Below are 24,958 nucleotides of genomic sequence, written 5' to 3'. Positions count from 1 at the left end.
ATCGACCCGACATGTTACGGGCTGCCCGGCAAGAATCGAAGCACCACAGGGCAGGCCGCCACCGGCTGCAACCAGCCGGGCACCGTTTCAACGTACAACACGCATGGACTGGAACCGTGCAGATCGGCGCGCCTCGGCTTGATGCGATGCCAAGGTCATGGAGGATGCAATGAGGCTCACAATCGGGTTCTGCCTGGCAGTTACGATGTTCGTCGTTGGCGCTGCCGCAGCCCAGGGCGCGGCCTATGTGGACGTGCCGGTGCAGGGACGCGAGAACGTCAGTTACGCCTACGCCGATGTGCTGCGCGCCAATCCCACCTACGAAACGATCCAGATCATCGATCTGCGCGAAGAGTGCCGCGAGGAAACCCCCGTGTCACGCATGCGCGATGAGCCGCGCATGACCGGCTCGATTGTCAGCGGCCTTTCCGCGATGGCGCGCCGGGCGCGGCTGCAGGAGCGGGAAGCCGCGCGTGAAGCAGCCGAGGCCGCCGAACTGGCGGAGGATGGGGTCGAGGAGACAGACCTGCGTTGCCAGATGGTGGAAGTGCCGCGCGAGGAACGCCGCATCAGCGGCTACGACGTCGAATACCGCTACAAGGGCGAGCTGTACATGTCGCATATGGACTACGACCCGGGCAACAAGTTGCGCGTGCGGGTGACCGTGGCGCCGGCGGATTGAACGTGCGTGCCGTGGCCGACAATATCGTGTTGCGCCGCAGCACGGTTCATGCCAGACTCGCGAACATGATTCATATTTGCGCCTCCGCCGACGTCCTGACTTCTGCCCGCATGGCCTCGGGCATGACGTCGCGTGCGCGCCGACCGTTGCCTCCACGATAGGCTGGGCGACGGCGACTTACTGCCATTCTGGATTCCACGGAAAAGCCCGGCTCAGTGCAGCCGGGCTTTTCTTTTTTCAACCATGCCCCAGTGCGGGCGCGCAACCGGAAACACCGCATGAAGCATTTCCTCAACACCCAGGACTGGTCGCGCGCCGACCTCGACGCGTTGCTGGCCGACGCTGCGCGCTTCAAGCGTGAAAAGTTCGGCGATGCGCTGAAAGGGAAATCCATCGCGCTGGTGTTCTTCAACCCTTCGATGCGCACCCGCACCAGCTTTGAGCTGGGTGCCTTCCAGCTCGGCGGCCACGCCATCGTGCTGCAGCCGGGCAAGGACGCCTGGCCAATCGAGTTCGAACTGGGCACGGTGATGGATGGCGACACCGAGGAACACATCGCCGAAGTGGCGCAGGTGCTGGGGCGCTACGTGGACATGATCGGCGTGCGCGCGTTTCCCAAGTTCGTGGACTGGGCCCATGACCGCCAGGACATCGTGCTCAAAGCCTTCGCGAAGTATTCGCCGGTGCCGGTCATCAACATGGAAACCATCACTCATCCCTGCCAGGAACTGGCGCATGCGCTGGCCTTGCAGGAGCACTTCGGCACCAGCGACCTGCGCGGCAAGAAGTACGTGTTGACCTGGACCTACCACCCCAAGCCGCTCAACACCGCCGTCGCCAATTCCGCGCTGACCATCGCCACCCGCATGGGCATGGACGTGACCCTGCTGTGCCCGACGCCCGACTACGTGCTGGATGAGCGCTACCTCGGCTGGGCGCAGCAGAACGTGGCGGAAAACGGCGGCTCGTTCGCGATCAGCCACGACATCGATAGCGCCTATGCCGGCGCCGATGTGGTCTATGCGAAAAGCTGGGGCGCGCTTCCGTATTTCGGCAACTGGGCACCGGAAAAACCGATCCGCGACCAGTACCAGCACTTCATCGTCGATGAGCGGAAGATGGCGCTGACCAACAACGGCGTGTTCTCCCACTGCCTGCCGCTGCGCCGCAACGTCAAGGCCACCGACGCGGTGATGGATTCACCGGCCTGCATTGCCATCAACGAAGCCGAGAATCGCCTGCATGTGCAGAAGGCCGTCATGGCCGCGCTGGCGCTTGGCCAGCGGGAATAGGGAGTGGGGAATCGGGAATCGTAAAAGCGGTTCTCCGGCAGTTCTCCATCAGTCAGCAATCTCAAACCAACAGAACCAGAGGCAGTCCCCATGTCGCAGCAGCCGGCTTCACCGATTCCCGATTCCCCACTCCCCATTCCCGCCCCCGGAGAAAGTCAGCACATCGTGCTGGCTTTCTCCGGGGGCTTGGACACCAGCTTCTGTGTGCCGTACCTGAAAGAGCAGGGCTGGAACGTGCATACCGTGTTCGCTGATACCGGCGGTGTGGATGCGGAAGAGCGCGCCTTCATCGAAGCCCGTGCGGCCGAGCTGGGTGTGGCCAGCCATCTGACCGTGGATGGTGGGCCGGCAATCTGGGATGGTTTCGTCAAACCGTTCGTGTGGGCTGGTGAGGGCTATCAGGGTCAGTATCCGCTGCTGGTGTCGGATCGCTATCTGATCGTGGATGCGGCGCTCAAGCGTGCTGCCGAGCTGGGCACCAATGCCATCGCGCATGGCTGCACCGGCATGGGCAATGATCAGGTGCGTTTCGATCTGGCGGTCAAGGCGCAGGGCGATTACCGCATCGTCGCGCCGATCCGCGAGATCCAGAAGCAGCACACCCAGACCCGCGCCTACGAGCAGGCCTATCTGGAAGAGCGTGGCTTCGGTGTTCGTGCCAAGCAGCAGGCCTACACCATCAACGAAAACCTGCTCGGCGTGACAATGTCCGGTGGCGAAATCGACCGCTGGGAAGCGCCGGGTGAAGGTGCACGCGGCTGGTGTGCACCGCGTGCGGAGTGGCCGGCGACGGCGTTGCAGGTGCGCATCGGTTTCGTGCGTGGCGAAGCAGTGTCGCTGGATGGGGAAACCCTCGACGGCGCCAGCTTGCTGTCCAAACTCAACACGCTGTTCGCAGCCTACGGCGTTGGCCGTGGTGTCTATACCGGCGATACCGTGATCGGCCTGAAGGGCCGCATCGTGCACGAGGCACCGGGTCTGACCGCGCTGCTGACCGCGCATCGCGCCCTGGAGGAAGCGGTGCTGACCAAGCAGCAGAACCGCTTCAAGCCCGAAGTGGCGCGCAAGTGGGTGGAACTGGTCTATGAGGGCTTTTTCCACGACCCGCTCAAAACCGATCTGGAAGCCTTCCTGCATTCTTCGCAGGCCATGGTCAATGGCGAGGTGGTGCTGCATACCGAAGGTGCACGCGTGGATGCGGTCGCGGTGTCGTCGCCGCATCTGCTGCATGCCAAGGGCGCAACCTATGCGCAATCGGCCGACTGGGGCGTGGAGGAGGCCGAAGGGTTCATCAAGCTGTTCGGCATGAGCTCCACGTTGTGGGCCGAAGTGAACAAAGGCGGGAACTGATCCCGCAACCGCGTCATTCCGGTTCACCGGAATGACGTCATCTGGATGTCTGGATAACAGCATTACGGCATGACCATGACTACGTTGCTCGCCAACACGCTCGAACATCTCAAGGCGCTGGTGTCCTTCGACACCCGCAATCCGCCGCGCGCGATCAGCACCGGCGACATCTTCGATTACATCCGCGCGCAGTTGCCGGATTTCGCGGTCGAGGTGATCGACCACGGCGCCGGTGCCGTCAGCCTGTATGCGGTGCGCGGCACGCCGAAGCTGATGTTCAATGTGCATCTGGACACCGTGCCCGATTCGCCGGCGTGGACGGCCAGCCCGTTCGAACTGCGGGTGGACGGCGAACGTGCGGTGGGTTTGGGCGCGTGCGACATCAAGGGCGCGGCGGCGGCCTTGCTGGCGGCGGCCCGAGCGCACAACGGCGATGCGGCCTTCCTGTTCACCAGCGACGAGGAAGCCAATGATCCGCGCTGCATTGATGCCTTTCTCGCACGCGCGATCCCTTACGACGCGGTGCTGGTGGCCGAGCCGACGCAGTGTCGCGCGGTGCTGGCGCATCGTGGCATCGCGTCGGTACAGATGCGATTTGCCGGCCGGGCAGGGCACGCCTCGGGCCGCCAGCAGGCGTCCGACAGCGCGCTGCATCAGGCCGTGAGCTGGGGGCATCGTGCGCTGGAACTGGTGCGCTTGTTGGAAGGCGAAAAGTTTGGTGGGCTGTCCGGCCTGCGCTTCAACATCGGTCGCATCGAGGGCGGTATCAAGGCCAATATGATCGCGCCCGAGGCCGAGCTGCGCTTCGGTTTCAGGCCGCTGCCGTCGATGGATTTCGACGCGCTGTTGCAGCATTTCGCGGCGCTGGCCGAGCCGGCTGCGGCGCTGTTCCAGCAAACCTTCCGTGGCCCGAGCCTGCCTTCCGGCGATCCGGCGCTGGCCGAAGACCGCCGGCTTGCCGCACGTGATGTGGCCGACGAACTGGAACTGGGAATCGGCAACGCGGTGGATTTCTGGACCGAAGCCTCGCTGTTTTCAGCCGCCGGCTACAACGCGATGGTCTACGGCCCGGGCGACATCGCGCAGGCCCACACGGCTGATGAATGGGTCGCGCTGGCGCAGCTGGACGAGTACGCGCGCAATGTCGTGCGGATCATTGGAAATACTTGAAGATGTCAACGCAGTCTGCTGCAAAACAACAGGTTTTCACTGAAGATATTTCCACCGATGCAGGCGCTGCGGAGCTTTATCCGGTGCTGCATCAGGCCGCCGCGCTGCGGGCATTGTCCACCAGCCCTTCCACCCGTTCCCGGATCGCAAACCCCGCCATGTCCCACCTCCAGACCCGCCAGACCATCGTGCGCCTGCTCTCCAGCATGGCCAGCGCCAAGGAGATCAGCCAGTACCTGAAACGCTTCTCGCAGCTGGACGCGGCCCGCTTCGCCGTGGTCAAGGTCGGTGGCGCGGTGCTGCGCGATGACCTGGAAGCGCTGACCTCCTCGCTGACCTTTCTGCAGGAAGTCGGGCTGACCCCGATCGTGCTGCACGGCGCCGGCCCGCAGCTGGATGAGGAATTGGGTGCGGCCGGCATCGAAAAGCAGACCGTCGACGGCCTGCGCGTGACCACGCCGGAGGCGCTGGCGATCGTGCGGCGCGTGTTCCAGGCGCAGAACCTGCGGCTGGTCGAGGCGCTGCAGCAGAACGGCGCGCGCGCCACGTCGATCATCGGTGGCGTGTTCGAGGCCGAGTTCCTCGGGCGTGAAACCCTGGGCCTGGTGGGCGAGGTGACGCAGGTCAATCTGGCCGCGATCGAAACCAGCCTGCGCGCCGGTTCCATCCCGGTGATTGCCAGCCTTGGTGAAACCCGTGGCGGCCAGATCCTCAACGTCAACGCCGATTTCGCTGCCAACGAGCTGGTCAAGCGTTTGCAGCCGTACAAGATCATCTTCCTGACCGGCACCGGCGGCCTGCTGGATGTCGGCGGCAAGGTCATCGACTCGATCAACCTGTCCACCGAATACGAGGCACTGATGCAGCAGCCGTGGATCAACGGCGGCATGCGGGTCAAGATCCAGCAGATCAAGGATCTGCTCGACAGCCTGCCGCACGAATCTTCGGTTTCGATCACGCGTCCGGGCGATCTGGCCAAGGAACTGTTCACCCACAAGGGCTCGGGCACGCTGGTGCGGCGCGGCGAAAAAGTGCTGCGGGCCAGCCGCTGGGACGAACTGGATCTGGAGCGTCTGCGCGAACTGATCGAATCCAGCTTCGGGCGTGCGCTGCTGCCGGATTATTTCGAGCGCACCCCGCTGCTGCGAGCCTACGTCAGCGAAAACTACCGCGCCGCGATCCTGCTGTCCGAAGTGGACGGACATCCGTACATGGACAAGTTCGCGGTGCTCGACGAGGCCCAGGGCGAAGGCCTCGGGCGCGCGGTGTGGAATGTGATGCAGGCGGAAACCCCGCGCCTGTTCTGGCGTTCGCGCCACAACAACCAGATCAACGTCTTCTACTACGCCAACTCGGACGGCTGCTACAAGCTCGGGCAGTGGAAGGTGTTCTGGTACGGCCTGGACGGGCTGGAACAGATCGGCGAGGCGGTGCGCTATTGCAGTGAACGCCCGGCGACGCTGGTCGGATGAAGGAGGACAGCGGCATGCAGCAACGCAAACGTGTCGGCATCATCGGCGCACGCGGCCACACCGGCAGCGAACTGATCCGGCTGGTGGCCGGGCATTCCGGGCTGGAACTGGCCTTTGTTTCCTCGCGCGAACTGGATGGCCAGCGTGTCTCCGACCACAACCCGGATTTTGCCGGCGATCTGCGCTACGAGAACCTTGATCCGGAAGCTGCCGCCGGGCGTGGCGTCGATGCCGTGGTGCTGGCCTTGCCCAATGGCAAATCGGCGCCGTTTGTGGCGGCCTTTGACGCCCTTTCTCCTATCGCGGGCGGGGGAGAGGGAACGAGCACCACAGGTGCGAGTGCTGCTTCGACTTCCGGCAAAAGCCCCCCTCACCCTAGCCCTCTTCCCCGCGAGCAGGGGAGAGGGAGCGAGGTGGTCATCGTTGATCTGTCAGCCGATTACCGCTTTGATCCGGGCTGGTACTACGGCCTGCCGGAACTGACCCGCAAGCGCTATGCCGGGCAGCGCCGCATCGCCAATCCAGGCTGTTACGCCACCGCGATGCAGCTGGCGATCGCACCGCTGAAGGATGTGCTGGCCGGGCCGCCGCAATGTTTCGGTGTCTCCGGCTATTCGGGCGCCGGCACCACGCCGTCCGAGCGCAACGATGTGGAAAAGCTGCGCGACAACCTGATGCCCTACAGCCTGACCGACCACATCCACGAACGCGAGGTCAGCGCCCAGATGGGCCTGCCGGTGGAATTCATGCCGCATGTGGCACCGCATTTCCGCGGTATCACGATGACGCTGAACCTGTGGCTGGACGCACCGATGAGCCGCGAGGCGGTGCGTGCACGCTTCCTGTCGTACTACGGCGGCGAACCGCTGGTGACGATCCAGGACGAAGCACCGTGGGTGTCTCAGATCGCGCAGCGACATGGCGCGGTGATCGGCGGATTCACGATGTCGCCGGACGGGCGGCGCGTGGTGCTGGTCTCGGTGCTGGACAACCTGCTCAAGGGTGCAGCCACGCAGGCTATGCAGAACCTCAACCTGGCGCTGGGCTTTGACGAAATGAAGGGAATCCAGGCATGACACGACAACACGCGGAGAGGCGGGCATGAGCGGCTTGCTGTGGCAGAAGGCGGGGGTCCAGACCGATGCGCGGATCATGCGTTTTCTGGCCGGCGATGACGTGATCCTGGATCGCGAATTCTTCCTGTTCGACATCCAGGCCAGCCGGGCGCATGTGGAAGGCCTGCGCAACATCGGCATCGTTTCGGCCGATGAAGCCGGCGCCCTGATCCAGGAACTGGAACAGCTGGCCGAGGACTTCAGCGCCGGGCGTTTCGTGCTGGACGAGCGCTACGAGGATTGCCATTCGGCGATCGAGGCACGCCTGACCGAACGCCTCGGCGATGCCGGCCGGCGCGTGCACACCGGGCGAAGCCGCAACGACCAGATCCTGGTCGCCACGCGGCTGTGGCTGAAGGCGCGTCTGGAGGAACTGGCCGGGCGCAATCTGGAAGTGGCTGGCGTGTGTCTTGCGCGTGCACGAGAACCATCGCTGCCGCTGCCCGGCTACACCCATCTGCAGCGCGCTGTGGTGTCTTCCAGCGCGATGTGGTTCGCCGGCTTTGCCGAGAGCTTCATCGACAACGCGATGGCGGCCCGCGCCGCGTTCGCGCTGGTGGATGCCAATCCGCTCGGCACCGCCGCCGGCTATGGCGTCAACCTGCCACTGGATCGCGACCACGGCACCGCCGCGCTGGGCTTTGCCCGGATGCAGATTTCCCCGATCTACGCGCAGCTGTCGCGCGGCAAGTTCGAGCTTTGCGCGTTGGATGCGCTCGCCGCCGCAGTGCTGGACCTGCGCCGGCTGGCGTGGGATCTGTCGCTGTTCACGACCGGCGAATTCGGCTTTGTGACGCTGCCCACGCAGTTCACCACCGGCAGTTCGATCATGCCCAATAAGCGCAATCCGGATGTGGTCGAGCTGATGCGTGCCAGCTATGCGCCGATTGCCGCCGCACGCTGCGAGATCGAACAACTGCTGTCGCTGCCCAGCGGCTACCAGCGCGATCTGCAGCTGTCCAAGGGTTCGCTGGTGCACGGCTTCCGCCACGGGCTGGACGCGTTGGCGCTGCTGCCGGATCTGCTGCGCCAGATGCAGTGGAAACCCGACGCGATGCGTGCCGCGATCGAGCCGGCGATGTATGCCACCGATGTCGCGATTGAAGCGGCACTGGCCGGCATCCCGTTCCGCGATGCCTACCGCGCCGCAGCCGATGCGAGCAGCGAGGCGGGGCAGGGCCGCACGCCGGAAGGCAGCCTTGCGGCACGGGTGTCGCCCGGGGCCGAAGGGCAGCTGCGGCTGGATGTGCTCGAAGCCCGTCTGGTGCAGGCCTCGCAAGCGCTCGCCGCGTTCTACAGCGCCTGACGGACGCGTACCGGACCGGCACAGACAAATTCCATGAATCCCCCCAACCCTCCCGTCTTCACCGAACAAGCGCTGCCACCGTGGAAGCGGGCCGTGCTCAAGGTCGGCAGCAGCCTGCTGGCGGCGCCCGGCGGTGGCCTGACGCCGCGTCATGCACTGGCACTGGCGCAGTTCGTATCGGCCAATGTGCAGGCCGGACGTGAAGTGGTGATCGTGTCTTCCGGCGCGGTCGCGGCTGGGCGTGCGATCCTGCCGCGAGCGGCTGAAGCCGGTGCCGCGATGGCGGCCCGCCAGGCGCTGGCGGCACTCGGACAGGCGCAGCTGATCGGCCTGTGGCAGCGCTTTTTCGAACGCCCGGTGGCGCAGGTGCTGCTGACCCATGACGATCTGCGCAATCGCCGCCGCTATCTGAACGCACGTGGCACGCTGCTGGAACTACTGCGGCTGGGCGCATTGCCGGTGGTCAACGAGAACGACACCGTGTCGGTGGACGAACTCAAGCTCGGCGACAACGACAATCTGGCCGCCTTCGTCGCAGCGCTGGTCGATGCCGAGGTGCTGTTCATCGCCAGCGATGTCGCCGGCCTCTACAGCGCAGATCCGCGCAGTTGCCCGGATGCGCAGCCAATCAACGAAGTGCCTGCGATCACGCCGGAAATCCTCGCAATGGCCGGCGGCAACGGCAGTGCGCTCGGCACCGGCGGCATGCGTACCAAGCTGGATGCCGCAGCCAAGGCTGCCAGTGCCGGCATCCAGACCGTGCTGTTCAGTGGCACCGATGGCCAGACCCTGCGGCTGATGGCCCAGGGCAGCGTCTGCGGCACCCGCTTCCACGCGGCCGGCACCCGTCTGGCAGCGCGCAAACACTGGTTGCGGCACGCGCCTTCGGTGCCCGGCGCGGTGCTGGTGGACGCCGGTGCGGCCGAAGCGCTGGGCCAGCGCGGCGCGTCGCTGTTGCCCGGGGGCGTGCTCGATGCACTGGGTGATTTTGCGCGCGGCGATATCGTCGAAATCCAGTGTCGGCGTGATGATGCGCTGCAGTTGATCGGGCGCGGACTGGTGCAGTATTCGGCCAGCGACATCCGCCGCATTGCACGCCGCCATTCGCGTGAGATCGATTCGATCCTCGGCTACAACTACGGCGAAAGCATCGTGCATCGCGATGATCTGGTGCGACAGTGAGCATCAGGCGCACGCCAGCGGCATCCGGCACGGAAATCGCCGCGGGCTTCGCGGTAGCATGACTGGTCCTTCACAGGCGCGGTGAGTGCATGTCCTGGCAAACCCTGATTGATGTGCCATCGCTGATGGCGGAAATGGCGCGTCAGGCCAGCAGTGACACGCCACTGGTGCTGGTCGATTGCCGTTTCGACCTGAGCGACCCTGCTGCGGGTGAACGCGCCTATCTCGCCGGACACCTGCCCGGTGCGCGCTATGCGCATCTGGACCGTCATCTTTCCGATCTGAGTCGTGAAGGCAGGGGCCGTCATCCACTGCCTGAGGCGCAGGCCTTCTGCGTGGAACTGGCCAGCTGGGGCATCACCCCGGCGCACCAGGTCGTGGCCTATGACGCGCACGGCGGCGTGTTCGCGGCGCGGCTGTGGTGGATGCTGCGCCTGCTCGGGCATCGAGATGTGGCGGTGCTCGATGGCGGCCTGCCGGCGTGGGTCGCGCAGGGTGGCGAACTGGAGCGCTCGATTCCACGCCCGCGGCCCGGACATTACAAGGCGCGTTTCGATATCCGCGAGATCGTCACCACCGCGGTGGTTGCGGCACGCATCGCCAGTGGCGGCGGCATGCTGCTGGATGCGCGCGCGCCGGAGCGTTTCCGGGGCGAGGTCGAACCGCTGGACGCTCGCGCCGGCCATGTGCCCGGCGCGGTGAACCACTGCTTCAAGGACAATCTGGCGGCTGATGGCAGCTTCCTGCCGGCGCCGGAACTGGCCGAAAACTTCCACACGCTGCTGGGTGCGGTGCCGGCCGGCGAGGTGGTGCACATGTGCGGTTCCGGCGTTACCGCCTGCCACAATCTGCTGGCGATGGAGCACGCCGGACTGCGTGGTTCGCGCGTCTACGCCGGTTCCTGGAGCGAATGGGTGTCCGAGCCTTCGCGCCCGGTTGCGCTCGGAGCCTGAAGCCGGCGGCGCGGATTTTCACCGACTTTCAAGGGATATGACGGATGGATCGAGCACGCATGAGCCCGGTCGGGCGGCTGTTTTCCGTGGTTGCGCTGATCGAGGCGCTGACCTGGGCCGGGCTGCTGCTCGGCATGCTGCTCAAGTACGGCACCGGCACCACGGATCAGGGGGTGTGGCTGTTCGGCCGGCTGCACGGATTCGCGTTTCTGATCTATCTGGGCGTGACGCTGTTTTCGGCCTGGCGTCTGAACTGGCCGTTCTGGGCCACGCTGGCGGCGGTGCTGGCCGCGATTCCGCCGCTGCTGACGCTGCCGCTGGAAATCTGGTTCCGGCGGCGTGGACTGCTGGCGCTGCGCGAGCCGGCGACAGCCTGAAACAGGCTCGCGCGCCGACGCTCGCGGGCCGGACTCAGCGTTTGCCGAGATTGGCGACCACGTGCTGCAACACGGCCTGGGTTTGCGGCGACTGCCAGGCTGCGATGAAGCGCGGCAGCTCCATCCGGGCCGGGTCCATGATCGATTCGAGCAGATCGCGGCGCGCGATGGCGCGGGTGTCTCGCTGTGCATTGCCGGGCAGCTTGAGCATGTTCTGCAGCCAGGCCAGCGCCTGTGCCGGCACCTGTTCGGGTTCGGCCAGTTCATCGACCAGGCCGACGGCCAGTGCTTCTTCGGATTCAATCATCGAGCCGGCCACCAGCATGCGTTCGGCCTGGCGCGTGCCGACCACGCGGCGGAAGGCGTACTGGATCGGTTCGGGCACGAACAAGCCGACCTGCACTTCGTTCAGCCCGATCCGGTAAGGCCCGCGTGCCATGACGCGGTAATCGGCATACAGGCAGATCACCGCGCCGCCGGCCGGGCTGTGGCCACCGATGGCGGCCGCCGACAGCAGCGGCGAGGCCGCCAGCGCGCGGCAGACATTGCCGAACGCGGTCCAGGTCGCCTCGACCGCTTCGATGCCCTGCGACAGCAGCCAGGGCAGGTCCAGCCCGCCGGTGAACACGCCGGTGCTGCCGCTCAATAGCAGCGCGCGAACGCCCTGGTCCGGCGCGGCCTCGATGGCTTCGCGCAGCGCGGTCAGCAATTCCAGATTCAGCGCATTGACCGGCGGGCGGGCAAGACGAAGTTCGAGGATGCCGTCGTGGTTGATCTGGTCGAGCATGGGCGGGCCTGCAGTGTGGGTCGGAGGAATGGCCCGCAAGCCTAGCAAGTTTCGGCGCCATCCGTACGCATTGGTACGGATGGCGCGGTGGCATGGATCAGACGGGATGGCTCAGCGCCGGAATGAGCTCACGGAACTTGAGCGGAGATTCCTTCGCGGGAAATCAGGGCCGCACTTCGGCCGGCCAGCGGTAGCGCACGCGGTAGCTCAACACGGTTTCGCCGTTGGCCGGCACGTTCACCTCGAAACGCACGTTCTGCGCATTGTTGCGCTCCCAGTCCTGCGAGCTTTCGAGAATTTCCCAGTCCTGCCAGCGGTTAAGCGCTTCGTGCACGCGCACCGTGACGGCGCTGGATTTTGCATTGGACAGCTTCACCTGGATGGTTTCCTCCAGGCTCAGACGGTCGGCGGCCAGACGCAGTTCGGTCTGGGTGCGTTCGGCGGAAAGATCGAAGGCCTCGCCCAGCGCCAGCGCGACTTTCTGTCCGGCGGCGGTGTGGCCGAGGCGCGCTTCGCCCAGCAGCGCATCAGCGCCGCTGCCGGCCTCGAACACGCGTACGCGCCCGGCCGGCAGTGGTTTGCCCAGGCCGGACTTTTCGTCATTGGTGAAGTTCAGCGTGGTGGTGACGCTGTGCTGCTCGGGATTGGGATTGGAGTGTACCTGCGGGCGCGGCGGGCGCCAGCTGCTGCCACTGTTGCCGACCTCGTAGCGCCGTTCGCAGGCCACGCCTTCGGTTGGATCCAGCAACGAGACACGCTGGATGCTGCCGTTGGGCAGGTCGATGCGCTGGCGCAGCGGATAGGCGTGGTATTCGCCCGAAGCCTCGGCATCCGGTGCCGATTCGTAGGCCATGTCCATCATCGCGGCGGCCTTGGCCATCACCGGCGCGGGTGCGCGCGGTGCGGAGCTGCGGACCTGGTTCGGATTGCCGGCCACCAGGGTCAGCGCGGTGGCGGGGAAGCTGGCGCCGGAGCGGTTGATGACCTGGGCTGCACCGGAAAACGACAGCGTGCAACGCTGCGCCGGGCCATCGACGCGGGCCAGGTATTCCGCCTGCCAGGCCATGCCGCCGGTGGCGTAGTCGAGCTGGAAGGTTTCGCGCCCGGCACGCGGGCTGTCCAGTTCCCAGCGCAGCGTCGGGCGGCTGGACATGCCTTCGGGCAGGCTCGCCAGTTCGAAACTGCTGTAGCTGGCCAGCACCGAGACCTTGCCGTCATCGCGCAGCAGGGTCAGGCCGTCGCCGGCGGCCAGCAGGATGCCGCTGTGGCTGCGGCGCGTGCCGCCATCGGCCTGTTCCACCTGTACGCGCTGGCCGATGGCCTGGTTCAGCAAGGCGGACTGGTCGGGCAGGGCGAAGTCGTAGCGCTGGCCGGTGATGCGCAGTGCCGGATTGGAAGGTTGCAGACGCACGCTGCCGATATCGATCGCGGTGGGCAGTTGGTCCAGCGCGGCGCTGCCGGCGCCACGCGGCAGCTCGAAGCTCCGCTGCTGGCTCACCAGCGCCAGGCCGGGCATGCCGGCGGAGGGATAACTGTTGGAAACGGAATCGAAGTCACCCGAGTACAGCGTGACCTTGGTATCGGCGGCGGTTGCGGACATGGACATCACCAAAGCGAATGAACAGAACAGAGCAGTGCGGCGCATGGGACTTCCTCGCAGGGGGACAGGACGTATCATAGGTACCCATGAACGCGATATTTGGAAAATTGGGGTGGATCCTACTGCTGGCGCCGTGGGCGTCGGTTCAGGCTGCCGACCCGGCCCCGGCCGAAAACGTCCCTGCGCAGAGCGCAGCGGTGAACCTGCTTGAAGCCCGCGACGGCTGGATCCGTACCGCGCCACCACAGGCGCCGGTGCGGGCCGGTTACGTCAGCCTGCACAATCCCGGTACGCAGGAAGTCGTCATCGACGCGGTGCGTTCGGACGCCTTCGGCGCGATCGAGATCCACGAGATGCACGATGTCGATGGCGTCATGCGCATGCGCCGCGTGTCGTCGCTGACGCTGGCCCCGCGGCAGAGCGTGGAACTGGCACCCGGCGGCCTGCACCTGATGCTGTTCCGCCCCAGCGGCGCCTTGCATGAAGGCGATCAGGCACGCTTCGTCTTCTCCGGCCCGCAGGGCGATGTGCTCGAAGCCGACCTCGTGGTACGCCAGCCATAAACCGGACCACGCAGCTGTCATCGGCGGCATGCCACAATCGCGGTTTTGCTTCGGGGTGTTTCAGATGCTGCGATGGGTTGTGATGATTCTGGGAGCGCTCCCGCTGCTCGCCTGTGGGCCGGCACCGGCACCGCAGGCAGCACCCGAAGCAGCGCCACCGCCAGCACCGATCCAGGTGCGCGTGGCCAGCTACAACGCCTCGCTGTACGACAACGACGCCGGTGGCCTGATCGCACGGCTGGAGCGCGACGATGAGGCGGCCCGCAACATCGCGGCGGTGATCCAGCATCAGCGCCCGGACGTGCTGCTGCTCAACGAATTCGATCACGATCCGGACCTGCGTGCCGCCGAACTGTTCCAGCGCCGCTATCTGGAAATCCCGCAGGCCGGGCAGGTACCGATCCGCTACGACTACCGCTTCAGCGCCCCGGTCAACACCGGCGAACCCAGCGGCATGGACCTGGATGGTGATGGTCGCAGCGACGGCCCCAACGATGCTTTCGGCTACGGCACGCATCCGGGCCAGTACGGCATGCTGGTGCTGTCGCGCTATCCGATCGACACCGCTGCGGTGCGCAGCTTCCAGCATCTCCTGTGGAAAGACCTGCCTGATGCGCGACGCCCGATGAATCCGGACGGCACACCGTATTACAGCGATGCCATCTGGGAACGTTTGCGGCTTTCCTCGAAATCGCACTGGGATGTGCCGATCCGCACCGCGCTGGGCACGCTGCACCTGCTGGCCTCGCATCCGACCCCGCCGGTGTTCGATGGCCCGGAAGACCGTAACGGCGCCCGCAATGCCGACGAAATCGCGCTATGGACACACTATCTGGACAGCCCAGACGCTGCATGGCTGTGTGATGACGCCGGCCGCTGCGGTGGCTTGCCGGCCGCTGCGCATTTCGTGCTGGCCGGCGACCTCAACGCCGATCCGGACGATGGCGACGCTGCCGAAGGCGCCATCGCGGCACTGCTGACGCATCCGCGCGTGGCGGCGGATTTCGTGCCACGCAGCCAGGGCGCGGTGGAAACCGCAAAGCGTCATGGGATCGAAAGGCACGGCGATGTCGCCAGCCATACCGGCGATTTCGGCCCGCGCACCGGCACCATGCGGCTGGATTATGTGCTGCCTTCGCGCAGCCTGACGGTGCGTGACGGCGGCGTGTTCTGGCCGCAGCAAGGCGAGCGCGGCGCGGACTGGTGCGCCGCTTCGGATCACCGCATGGTGTGGCTGGATCTGGGGCTCTGACGCCCGCCACCCGGCACGCACCCATCGTCGCGCCGGAGTTTGCAGGTAGAGTTCCGGGCGATGTTGGCAAACCCGGAGACTGCAATGAACCGATCACCTGCACGCGCGGCGGGCCTCGGCGCCCTGGCGCTGCTGATGCTGCTGCTGGTCCCGCTGGCAGCGGCGAAGGACGGCATGAGTCTGCAGCAGGTCGCGCTCACGCGCAGTGTTACCGATGTGGCGATCCAGCCGCAGGGTGGTGCGATCGCCTACATCCTTTCCGTGCCGCGCGTGCCGGGCCAGGACAAGGACGGGCCAGCATGGGCGGAACTGCATGTGGTCGATACGGCTGGCCGCTCGCGTCCGTATATCAGTGGCCAAGTCAATGTCGCCGCGCCACGCTGGCTGCCGGATGGCGGCATCGTCTTCCTGATGCGGGGAGCTGGCGACAACTATCGATCGTTGTACCGGATTCCGTTCGATGGTGGCGGTGCGCAGCGGCTGCGGATGCTGGACAGCGATATCCGCAACTTCAGCGTTTCACCCGATGGACAACAGGTCGCGCTGGTGGCGCTGGAACCGGAAGATCCCGAACTCAAGGCCATGCGCGACAAGGGTTTCAACGCGCAAGTGGTGGAAGAGGGCACGCGCCGGGCGCGGGTCTGGATCGCAGCGCTGGATGATCCAGCCGCTGCCGCGACGCCGCTGGAAATCGAAGGTTCGGTGCAGTCGGTGCACTGGAGTCCGGCTGGCGACCGGCTGGCGCTGGTGGTGACGCCGAACGAGCGCATCGACGATGTCATGGTTGCGGCGCGGGTGCGCATCGTGCGGGCGCGCGATGGGCGCGAACTGGGCCGGGTCGACAACCCCGGCAAGCTTGGCCAGCTGGCATGGAACACCGATGGCTCGCAGCTGGCGATCATTTCCGCGCAGGATGCGAACGATCCGCGCGAAGGCCGGCTGACCGTGGTCGGGCGCGATGGTGGTGTGCAGCGCGATCTGCTGCCCGGGCTTGAGGGCCATGTCTGGAACCTGCAATGGCGCGATCCGCACCGCATGGTGTTCATCAGCAACGAAGGCACCGCCACCCGCATCGGCGAAGTGGATCTGGACGGCAATCAGCGCACCCTGCTGGCGCGCGATACGCCGGTGTATTCGCGCCTGGCGCTGGCGCGCGACGGGCGTCTGGCGCTGGTGGGCAGCACACCGCAGCATCCGCCGGAAGTGTTCACTCTGGCTGCCGGCGTCCATGCGCCGCAGCGCCTGACCGACAACAATCCGTGGCTGGCGGACGTGACGCTGGCACGGCAGGAAGTGGTGCGCTACACCGCCCGCGATGGCCTGGAAATCGAGGGCATCCTGGTGCATCCGCTGCAGCGCCGCCGCAATGCGCAGGTGCCGCTGCTGCTGTTCGTGCATGGCGGGCCGGAATCGCATGTCTCCAATGGCTGGGTGACCAGCTACAGCCAGCCGGTACAGCACGCTGCGGCGAAGGGCTTTGCCTCGTTCCTGCCCAATTACCGCGCCAGCACCGGGCGCGGCGTGGCTTTTTCCAAGCTCAACCATGGGCGGCCGGCGCAGGAGGAATTTGATGATCTGATCGATGGCGTCGAACATCTGGTGGCGAGCGGTCTCGTCGACAGGAGCAAGGTCGGCATCAGTGGCGGTTCGTATGGCGGCTATGCGACCGCCTGGGGCGCGACCTGGTACAGCGAACATTTCGCCGCGGCGGTGATGTTCGTGGCGATCACCGACAAGATCGGCCTGCTGGGCACCAGCGACATTCCGAATGAATTCCACCGCTCGCATTATCAGGTGTGGCCGTGGGAAGACTGGGATCTGTTCACCCGGGCCAGCCCGATCCGGCATGTGCAGCGCAACCGTACGCCGACTTTGATCCTGCACGGCGATGCCGATCCGCGCGTGGATCCAACCCAGTCGCGCAGCATGTACCGTTATCTGAAACTGGCCGGCAAGGCGCCGGTGCGGCTGGTGCTGTATCCAGGCGAGGGCCACGGCAATGCGCGCGCGGCGTCGCGCTGGGACTATTCGCTGCGCCTGATGCAGTGGATGGAGCACTACCTGCAAGGCCCGGGCGGTGAGCCACCAGCGGCGCGGATCGACTACCGCTTCGAATAGATCCGGCCCATGGACCTGGCCCATCACCGCTTCGTGCGGCTGAGATGACAACGGCCCCGTGCATCTTTCCCCTTCAGGGGTGATGCACGGGGCCGTGTGGTGTGCGGCTTCAGCTTCAGGCGGCGCGACTGGCGCGCTTGCGGTCGTTCTCGGTCAGGTGCTTCTTGCGCAGGCGGATTTCTTTCGGTGTGACTTCCACCAGCTCATCGTCTTCGATGAAGTCCAGCGCCTGCTCCAGCGAGAACTTGATCGCCGGCGTCAGCTTGATGGCGTCGTCCTTGCCGGCGGCACGCACGTTGCTCATCGGCTTGGGCTTGATCACGTTGACGGTCAGGTCGTTGTCCTTGGAATGGATGCCGACCAGCTGGCCTTCATAGACGTTGTCGCCTTCGGCCGCGAACAGGCGGCCGCGATCCTGCAACGGGCCGAGCGAGTAGGCCGGTGTGGTGCCGGCGGCATTGGCGATCATCACGCCGTTGATGCGCTTGGCGATCGCTCCCTGTTCCTTCGGGCCGTAATGGTCGAACACGTGGAACAGCAGACCCGAGCCCTGGGTCAGGGTTTTGAACTCGTTCTGGAAGCCGATCAGGCCGCGTGCCGGAATCATGTAGTCCAGCCGCACCCGGCCCTTGCCGTCCGATTCCATGTTGCTCAGTACCGCCTTGCGGGTGCCGAGCTTTTCCATGACGCCGCCCTGGTGGGTTTCCTCCACGTCGACCACCAGCTGCTCGATCGGCTCCATCAGCTGGCCGTCGATTTCCTTGATGATCACTTCCGGGCGCGACACCGCCAATTCATAGCCTTCGCGTCGCATGGTTTCGATCAGCACCGACAGGTGCAGCTCGCCACGGCCGGAGACCAGGAACTTGTCGGCGTCCTGCAGCTGTTCGACCTTCAGCGCCACGTTGTGCACCTTTTCGCGGTCCAGGCGTTCCTTCAGCTGGCGGCTGGTCAGGAACTTGCCGCCGGACAGGTCCTTGTTGCCGGCAAACGGCGAGTTGTTGACCTGGAAGGTCATCGAAATCGTCGGCTCGTCCACGGTCAGCGGTGGCAACGCCTCAGGCGTGTCCAGCGCACAGATGGTGTCGGAAATGGTCAGCTCCTGGATGCCGGAGATGGCGATGATGTCGCCTGCCTGGGCCTCTTCCACTTCATGCCGCTCCAGCCCCATGAAGCCCAGCACCTGCAACACCTTGCCCTGGCGCTTCTTGCCTTCGCGGTTGATGATGCTGACCGGCATGTTGGTGCGTACCTTGCCGCGCTGGATGCGACCGATGCCGATCACGCCGACGAAGTTGTTGTAGTCCAGCTGGCTGATGCGCATCTGGAACGGACCATCGGTTTCAACCTGCGGCGCCGGCACGTGCTGCATGATGGCCTCGTACAGCGGTGTCATGTCGCCTGAGCGCACATCGTCGGTGAGGCCGGCATAACCGTTCAGGCCGGAGGCGTAGATGATCGGGAAATCCATCTGCTCGGGCGTGGCGCCGAGGCGGTCGAACAGATCCCAGATCTGCTCCACCACCCATTCCGGACGCGCACCCGGGCGGTCGACCTTGTTCACCACCACGATCGGCTTGAAGCCCATCGCGAACGCCTTCTGCGTCACGAAGCGGGTCTGCGGCATCGGCCCATCCATCGCATCGACCAGCAGCAGCACCGAATCCACCATCGACAGCACGCGTTCGACCTCGCCGCCGAAGTCGGCGTGGCCCGGGGTATCGACGATGTTGATGCGGTTGCCGCGCCAGTTGATCGCGGTGTTCTTGGCCAGGATGGTGATGCCGCGCTCCTTTTCCTGATCGTTGCTGTCCATCACGCGTTCGGCCAGCGTGGTGCGCTCGTTCAGCGTGCCGGAGTTCTTCAGCAGGCTGTCGACGAGGGTGGTCTTGCCGTGGTCGACGTGGGCGACGATGGCGATGTTGCGAAGGTTCTGGATAGTCATGGGCACGGGCTATGAAGGCGGGTCGAAGACGGGCCGGTGGAAGGAAAAGCGAATCCTGGCAGGCGACAGGAACACGAAAACGCGAGCGATCTGTCGATCGCCCGCGTCGTTCACGCATCATGGTGCAGCGCATTATACGGCAAAGCGTGCAGCCGCGCGTAAGTGCCGTTCAGGCAGTTGGGGGAGAATGGGGGTTGGAGGCCCTGTGATAGCTTTTGTCTATATGAGTGATTGTATCAATCAATTTTGACTATTTAATTCAACGGGCTAGAATTGTCCCCGTTGAGTCCTCCAGACCCATCACTCCCTCCTTCATCCATCCCTTCAACCCCAACCCAAGGAGTCATCGCGATGTCCCTTATCAATACCGCCGTCCAGCCGTTCAAGGTCAACGCCTTCCACAACGGCAAGTTCATCGAAGTCACCGAAGAAAGCCTGAAGGGCAAGTGGTCGGTGCTGATCTTCATGCCGGCGGCCTTCACCTTCAACTGCCCGACCGAGATCGAAGACGCGGCCGAAAACTACGCCGAGTTCGAGAAGATGGGTGCCGAGGTCTACATCGTCACCACCGACACGCATTTCTCGCACAAGGTGTGGCACGAAACCTCGCCGGCCGTCGGCAAGGCGCGCTTCCCGCTGATCGGTGATCCGACCCACCAGCTGACCAACGCCTTCGGCGTGCACATTCCGGAAGAAGGTCTGGCCCTGCGTGGCACCTTTGTGATCAACCCGGAAGGCGTGATCAAGACCATGGAAATCCATTCCAACGAGATCGCCCGCGACGTGTCCGAAACCGTGCGCAAGCTCAAGGCCGCCCAGTACACCGCCGCCAACCCGGGTGAAGTATGCCCGGCCAAGTGGAAGGAAGGTGCCAAGACCATCGCACCGTCGCTGGACCTGGTCGGCAAGATCTGATCCGGCTGGCCGGAGCTTGCGTTCCGGCCGCTGCGTTCCCATCCCCGCAGTTGCGGGGGTGGGAGCAAATCCCAGCCACTGCGCGGCGGTTGCTGTGATTTGTTCCCACCGTACCGATGCCTGGCGGCCGTACTGCGGACCGTCCCGGCTTCACTCAGCCTGAAAAAAGGAGTCGCACCATGTTGGATGACGGTTTGAAGACCCAGCTTGCCGCCTATCTGGAGCGCGTCGTGCGGCCGATCCAGATCACCGCCTGGCTGGATGAGGGCGAGGCTTCGGCCGAAATGCGCGCGCTGCTGGAGGACGTGAAGGCGGCCTCGGCGCAGATTTCGCTGGAGATCCGCCGCAGCGAAGGCAGCGAGCGCGTGCCGGCTTTCGCGCTGACCAGCCCGGGGCAGGACATCAACCTGACCTTCGCCGGCCTGCCGATGGGCCACGAGTTCACCTCGCTGGTGCTGGCGCTGCTGCAGGTCGGCGGTTATCCGCCCAAGCTGGAACAGGAAATCCTGGAGCAGATCAAGGATCTGGACGGGGACTTCGTGTTCGAGACGTATTTCTCTCAGTCCTGCCAGAGCTGCCCGGACGTGGTCCAGGCGCTGAACCTGATGAGTGTGCTGAACCCGCGCGTCAAGCACATCGCCATTGATGGCGCCTATTTTCCGGATGAGGTCGAAAGCCGCGAAGTGATGACGGTCCCGACCATCTTCATGAACGGCGAACGCTTCGGCCAGGGCCGCATGGGCGTGGAAGAGATCGTCGCCAAGCTCGACACCAATTCCGGTGAGCGCGAGGCCGGCAAGCTGGATGCGAAGGAGCCGTTCGACGTGCTCGTCATCGGTGGCGGCCCGGCCGGTGCCGCAGCCGCGATCTATGCTGCACGCAAGGGCATCCGCACCGGCGTGGCGGCCGAGCGTTTTGGCGGCCAGGTGCTGGATACGCTGTCGATCGAGAACTTCATTTCGGTCAAGGAAACCGAGGGCCCGCGTCTGGCCGTGGCGCTGGAGGAACACGTGCGCGAATACGACGTGGACGTGATGAACCTGCAACGCGCGCAGAAGCTGATCCCCGGCAAGGACGGCCTGCACGAGGTGCAGTTCGCCAATGGCGGCACGCTGCGCAGCAAGAGCGTGATCCTGGCCACCGGTGCGCGCTGGCGCGACATCGGCGTACCGGGTGAAATCGAATACCGCACCAAGGGCGTGGCCTATTGCCCGCACTGTGACGGCCCGCTGTTCAAGGGCAAGGATGTTGCGGTGATCGGCGGTGGCAACTCCGGTGTCGAGGCCGCGATCGACCTGGCCGGCGTCGTGGCCCATGTCACCCTGATCGAATTCATGCCCGAGCTGTGCGCCGATGCGGTGCTGCAGCGCAAGCTGCTGAGCCTGCCCAACGTCACCGTGATCCGCAACGCGCAGACCACCGAGGTGCTGGGCGACGGTACCCGCGTGACCGGCCTGACCTACAAGGATCGCGCCAGCGGCGAGACGCATACGCTGAACCTGGCGGGCGTGTTCGTCCAGATCGGCCTGGTGCCGGTCACCGACTGGCTGAAGGACAGCGGTGTGGAACTGAGTCCGCGCGGTGAGATCGTCATCGATGCGCGTGGCCAGACCAACATCCCCGGCGTGTTCGCGGCCGGTGACGTCACCACCACGCCGTACAAGCAGATCGTGGTCGCGATCGGCGGCGGTGCCACTGCCTCGCTGGCTGCATTCGATCACTTGGTCCGCACCAGCGCGCCGGCGGAAGCCAAGACCGAAGCCGCCTGATCAGCGGAACCGGTTCCGTCTCGCACGGAACCTTCCATCGCGAAATGAAAAAGCCGCACCTGAAAGGGTGCGGCTTTTTCCGTTGCTGCCTATGACGATAAGAGCGTGATGACGCGTTCAGTCTTCGCGGCGTTCGTGCGTCACGGCACCGCTGTAGGCGTCGATCTTCAGTTCCACACGTTCGCCGCGTGCGTTGGTAGCCTCGGCCTCCCAGTGGCCGTCATCGAATTCAAGGTCCTCGATCCGGCTGTAGCCGGCCGCACCGAGGCGGGAACGGATATCGTCGACATTCAGTGGCGTGCTGCCGGCCGGATCCTGCGGTGCGTTGAGGATGTTGCCGCTGACCGGATGCAGCACCAGATCGAATTCGCGTCCGTGGGCATCGATGGCTTCCACTTCCCAGAAGGCATCATCGAATTCGATATCGCGCACATCCACGAAACCGGCATCCAGCACCAGGGTGCGGACATCGGTCGAGGACAGCGTGCTGCTGTCGCGGCCGTGGAATACGTGAACCAGCCCGCTGTCCCCATCCAGCAGCAGATCCAGCTTGCGGCCATCCGGGCCTCGCGTTTCGGCGGTCCAGTGGCCGTGGCGGAACTCGAGATCGGAGATGTTCTCGTGCCCGGCGGCCGTCATCTGCTGGCGGGCGCTGACGGAGTCAAGCGCGGGAGACTGGGAAAAGGCGGTTGGTGCGGTCAGCATCAAAGCCAGCGCGGCAACAAAGGGTTTGACGTAAGGCATGGGACTGCTCCTGTGGGGAAAGCGGGTTCGGCGGTATGCCGACGCTATCCACTGTGCAGGAAGCTGCATAAACGGGGTTTGAAGGGCATCGGAGGGTGTGTTGATCGGCTGTCATGGCCGGGAGAAGCAGCGCGCTGCTGCTGCGACGGCTCCCGCCACGATGGCAGCCTTCTGGATGCATCATCCATGCAGGTCGCGGGCGGCCTGATGGGTGGCGCTTCCCTGCGGCCTAGCCGGCAAATCCGCTTTCATGTGGACGTGAAGACGTCCAACCAGTTCAGGTTTCCAGCGTCGCCAGGTCGCCCTTGGTTTCCAGCCAGGTCTTGCGGTCCGGTGCGCGCTTCTTGGACAGCAGCATGTCCATCAGCGAGGCGGTCTGTTCGCCATCCTCGACGGTGAGCTGCACCAGACGGCGGGTATCCGGATCGATCGTGGATTCGCGCAGCTGCGACGGGTTCATTTCGCCCAGACCCTTGAAGCGGGTGACATTGACCGCGCCCTTGATCTTCTCGCGCTCGATCCGCTCCAGCAGGATGCGGCGCTCTTCGTCATCCAGCGCGTAGAACACCTGCTTGCCCACGTCGATGCGGAACAGCGGCGGCATCGCGACGAAAACATGACCACGCCGCACCAGCGCCGGGAAGTGCTTCAGGAACAGCGCCGCGAGCAGCGTAGCGATGTGCAGGCCGTCCGAGTCCGCGTCGGCCAAGATGATGACCTTGCCGTAGCGCAGGCCTTCCAGGTTGGCCGAACCCGGATCGCAGCCGATCGCCACGGCCAGGTCGTGCACTTCCTGCGAGGCCAGCACGCCGGAGCTGGCCACTTCCCAGGTGTTCAGGATCTTGCCGCGCAACGGCAGGATGGCCTGGAAATCCTTGTCGCGCGCCTGCCGTGCGCTGCCGCCGGCCGAATCACCTTCCACCAGAAACAGCTCGGTGCGTGACAGATCCTGCGAGGCGCAGTCGGCCAGCTTGCCGGGCAGGGCGGGGCCTTGCGTGATCTTCTTGCGGACGATCTGCTTTTCGGTCTTGAGCCGGGCCGAAGCGCGCTCGATCGCCAGTTGCGCGATCTTTTCGCCCAGTTCCACATTCTGGTTCAGCCACAGCGAGAAGGCATCGTGCGCGGTGCCTTCCACGAAACCGGCGGCCTGGCGCGAGGACAGGCGCTCCTTGGTCTGGCCGGAGAACTGCGGATCGGCCAGCTTGGCGCTGAGCACGTAGCTGATCCGGTCCCAGACATCTTCCGGCGCCAGCTTGACGCCGCGCGGCAGCAGGCTGCGGAAATCGCAGAACTCGCGCAGCGCCTCGGTCAGGCCGGTGCGCAGGCCGTTGACGTGGGTGCCGCCCTGCGCGGTCGGGATCAGGTTGACGTAGCTTTCCTGCACCAGTTCGAGCACGCCCGATTCCGGCGGCGGCACCCAGCACAGGGCGAACTCGCAGGCTTCCTGTTCGCGTGTCTGCGAGGCCAGGAACAGCTCCGGCGGCAGGTAGGCGTGATCGCCCAGCATGCCGCGCAGGTAGTCGCGCAGGCCGTTTTCGTAATGCCACTGGTCGCGCTCGCCGCTGGCCACATCGAACAGCGATACCCGCAGCCCCGGACACAGCACGGCCTTGGCGCGCAGCACATGGCGCAACTGGCGCAGGTTGAATTTCGGACTGTCGAAATACTTCGGATCCGGCCAGAAATGCAGCCGCGTACCGCTGTTGCGTCGTCCCACGGTGCCGATCTGGGTCAATGTGGAATCGGCCAGTCCATCGCGGAAGGACATGTGGTATTCGGCACCATCGCGCTTGATGTAGACATCCAGTCGGGTCGACAGCGCGTTCACCACCGACACGCCGACGCCATGCAGGCCGCCGGAGAAGGTGTAGTTCTTGCCGCTGAACTTGCCGCCGGCATGCAGCCGGGTCAGGATCAATTCGACGCCTGGGATGCCTTCTTCCGGATGCACGTCCACCGGCATGCCACGCCCATCATCGGCCACTTCGCAGCTGCCATCGGGGTGCAGTGTCACCTCGATGCTGCCGGCGTGTCCGGCCAGCGCCTCGTCCACCGAGTTGTCGATGACCTCCTGGGCCAGATGGTTCGGGCGCGAAGTGTCGGTGTACATGCCGGGGCGGCGCTTGACCGGATCCAGGCCGGAAAGAACTTCGATATCGGCGGCGTCGTAGCGGGTGCTCATGGGTGCAGCAGAATCCGGAAAGGCAGCCGTGCAGGATGGCGGGGCGGCGCGGATGAATCAAGATGTCCGGGCGGGATGCAAGGCCGGCTTGCCGTTGCCGCCGGTTTTGCAGGGCATCACGGGATCGGCATGTGCCGGAAGATCGCAAAGCAGGGCTTTCTGGGCTGAATTGCCACCTTGCCCG

The 24,958-nt window shown here is 65.1% G+C and carries 19 protein-coding genes and 1 pseudogene; 15 read left to right on the top strand and 5 right to left on the bottom strand.

Annotated elements, in window-relative coordinates:
* Nucleotides 1-169 precede the first annotated feature (169 nt).
* From WDB66_RS06455 to WDB66_RS06410, 10 genes and pseudogenes are all read left to right on the top strand, one after another.
* Nucleotides 170-682 (top strand): hypothetical protein, encoded by a 513-nt coding sequence (locus WDB66_RS06455; protein ID WP_339397709.1) that lies wholly within the window; start codon nt 170-172, stop codon nt 680-682.
* A gap of 278 nt (nt 683-960) precedes the next feature.
* Nucleotides 961-1,974: an N-acetylornithine carbamoyltransferase gene (locus tag WDB66_RS06450; RefSeq protein WP_339397708.1), complete on the top strand. Its 1,014-nt coding sequence runs from the start codon at nt 961-963 to the stop codon at nt 1,972-1,974.
* Nucleotides 1,975-2,064: 90 nt separating this feature from the next.
* Entirely contained in the window at nt 2,065-3,324 is a 1,260-nt protein-coding gene (locus tag WDB66_RS06445; protein WP_339397707.1) for an argininosuccinate synthase, read from the top strand.
* 75 nt (nt 3,325-3,399) lie between these two features.
* A complete protein-coding gene (locus WDB66_RS06440; RefSeq protein ID WP_339397706.1) occupies nt 3,400-4,494 on the top strand; it encodes an acetylornithine deacetylase in 1,095 nt (364 codons plus the stop codon).
* 158 nt (nt 4,495-4,652) lie between these two features.
* Entirely contained in the window at nt 4,653-5,966 is a 1,314-nt protein-coding gene (locus WDB66_RS06435; protein ID WP_339397705.1) for an acetylglutamate kinase, read from the top strand.
* 32 nt (nt 5,967-5,998) lie between these two features.
* Nucleotides 5,999-7,042: pseudogene (gene argC / locus WDB66_RS06430) on the top strand (N-acetyl-gamma-glutamyl-phosphate reductase); the annotation flags it as partial.
* Nucleotides 7,043-7,067: 25 nt separating this feature from the next.
* A complete protein-coding gene (locus WDB66_RS06425) occupies nt 7,068-8,387 on the top strand; it encodes a lyase family protein (RefSeq protein WP_339397704.1) in 1,320 nt (439 codons plus the stop codon).
* 33 nt (nt 8,388-8,420) lie between these two features.
* Nucleotides 8,421-9,569 carry a glutamate 5-kinase gene (gene proB, locus WDB66_RS06420; protein WP_339397703.1) on the top strand — a complete coding sequence of 383 codons (1,149 nt, stop codon included), beginning with the start codon at nt 8,421-8,423 and terminating at the stop codon, nt 9,567-9,569.
* A gap of 89 nt (nt 9,570-9,658) precedes the next feature.
* Nucleotides 9,659-10,522 (top strand): sulfurtransferase, encoded by an 864-nt coding sequence (locus tag WDB66_RS06415; RefSeq protein WP_339397702.1) that lies wholly within the window; start codon nt 9,659-9,661, stop codon nt 10,520-10,522.
* Nucleotides 10,523-10,581: 59 nt separating this feature from the next.
* Nucleotides 10,582-10,899, top strand: coding sequence for a DUF3817 domain-containing protein (locus WDB66_RS06410; RefSeq protein WP_339397758.1), 318 nt, complete (start codon nt 10,582-10,584; stop codon nt 10,897-10,899).
* A gap of 34 nt (nt 10,900-10,933) precedes the next feature.
* Here WDB66_RS06410 and WDB66_RS06405 read toward each other — a convergent pair whose 3' ends face one another.
* Nucleotides 10,934-11,686, bottom strand: a complete 753-nt coding sequence (locus WDB66_RS06405; RefSeq protein WP_339397701.1) for an enoyl-CoA hydratase/isomerase family protein — start codon at nt 11,684-11,686, stop codon at nt 10,934-10,936.
* A 163-nt stretch (nt 11,687-11,849) separates the two neighbouring features.
* Entirely contained in the window at nt 11,850-13,286 is a 1,437-nt protein-coding gene (locus WDB66_RS06400) for a DUF4139 domain-containing protein (RefSeq protein ID WP_339397700.1), read from the bottom strand.
* A 197-nt stretch (nt 13,287-13,483) separates the two neighbouring features.
* Here WDB66_RS06400 and WDB66_RS06395 point away from each other — a divergent pair, with 197 nt between their 5' ends.
* The 3 genes from WDB66_RS06395 to WDB66_RS06385 all read left to right on the top strand — a co-directional run bounded on the left by WDB66_RS06395 (nt 13,484) and on the right by WDB66_RS06385 (nt 17,219).
* Complete coding sequence (locus tag WDB66_RS06395; protein ID WP_339397699.1) at nt 13,484-13,849, top strand: copper chaperone PCu(A)C; 366 nt, start codon at nt 13,484-13,486, stop codon at nt 13,847-13,849.
* Between the two features lie 64 nt (nt 13,850-13,913).
* On the top strand, nt 13,914-15,101 hold the full coding sequence (locus WDB66_RS06390; protein WP_339397698.1) for an endonuclease/exonuclease/phosphatase family protein: 1,188 nt from the start codon (nt 13,914-13,916) through the stop codon (nt 15,099-15,101).
* Nucleotides 15,102-15,185: 84 nt separating this feature from the next.
* Nucleotides 15,186-17,219: a S9 family peptidase gene (locus WDB66_RS06385; RefSeq protein ID WP_339397697.1), complete on the top strand. Its 2,034-nt coding sequence runs from the start codon at nt 15,186-15,188 to the stop codon at nt 17,217-17,219.
* Nucleotides 17,220-17,334: 115 nt separating this feature from the next.
* Here the strand turns inward: WDB66_RS06385 and typA are convergent, their stop codons facing one another.
* A complete protein-coding gene (gene typA, locus WDB66_RS06380; protein WP_339397696.1) occupies nt 17,335-19,164 on the bottom strand; it encodes a translational GTPase TypA in 1,830 nt (609 codons plus the stop codon).
* A 351-nt stretch (nt 19,165-19,515) separates the two neighbouring features.
* Here typA and ahpC point away from each other — a divergent pair, with 351 nt between their 5' ends.
* Both ahpC and ahpF read left to right on the top strand, forming a co-directional pair.
* Nucleotides 19,516-20,079: an alkyl hydroperoxide reductase subunit C gene (gene ahpC / locus WDB66_RS06375; RefSeq protein WP_339397695.1), complete on the top strand. Its 564-nt coding sequence runs from the start codon at nt 19,516-19,518 to the stop codon at nt 20,077-20,079.
* Nucleotides 20,080-20,258: 179 nt separating this feature from the next.
* Nucleotides 20,259-21,848 (top strand): alkyl hydroperoxide reductase subunit F, encoded by a 1,590-nt coding sequence (ahpF, locus tag WDB66_RS06370; protein WP_339397694.1) that lies wholly within the window; start codon nt 20,259-20,261, stop codon nt 21,846-21,848.
* A 117-nt stretch (nt 21,849-21,965) separates the two neighbouring features.
* On the opposite strand, the gene WDB66_RS06365 is transcribed toward ahpF, so the two are convergent.
* Together WDB66_RS06365 and parE are read right to left on the bottom strand one after the other, a co-directional pair.
* A complete protein-coding gene (locus tag WDB66_RS06365) occupies nt 21,966-22,592 on the bottom strand; it encodes a PepSY domain-containing protein (RefSeq protein ID WP_339397693.1) in 627 nt (208 codons plus the stop codon).
* A 277-nt stretch (nt 22,593-22,869) separates the two neighbouring features.
* Nucleotides 22,870-24,774: a DNA topoisomerase IV subunit B gene (gene parE / locus WDB66_RS06360; protein ID WP_339397692.1), complete on the bottom strand. Its 1,905-nt coding sequence runs from the start codon at nt 24,772-24,774 to the stop codon at nt 22,870-22,872.
* Between the last annotated feature and the right edge of the window lie 184 nt (nt 24,775-24,958).

Origin of the sequence: Denitratimonas organivorans, assembly GCF_037478135.1 — a bacterium.
Lineage (GTDB): Bacteria > Pseudomonadota > Gammaproteobacteria > Xanthomonadales > Xanthomonadaceae > Denitratimonas.
The sequence above is the reverse complement of the archived record's forward strand: the minus strand, read 5'-3'. Positions and strand labels throughout refer to the sequence as shown.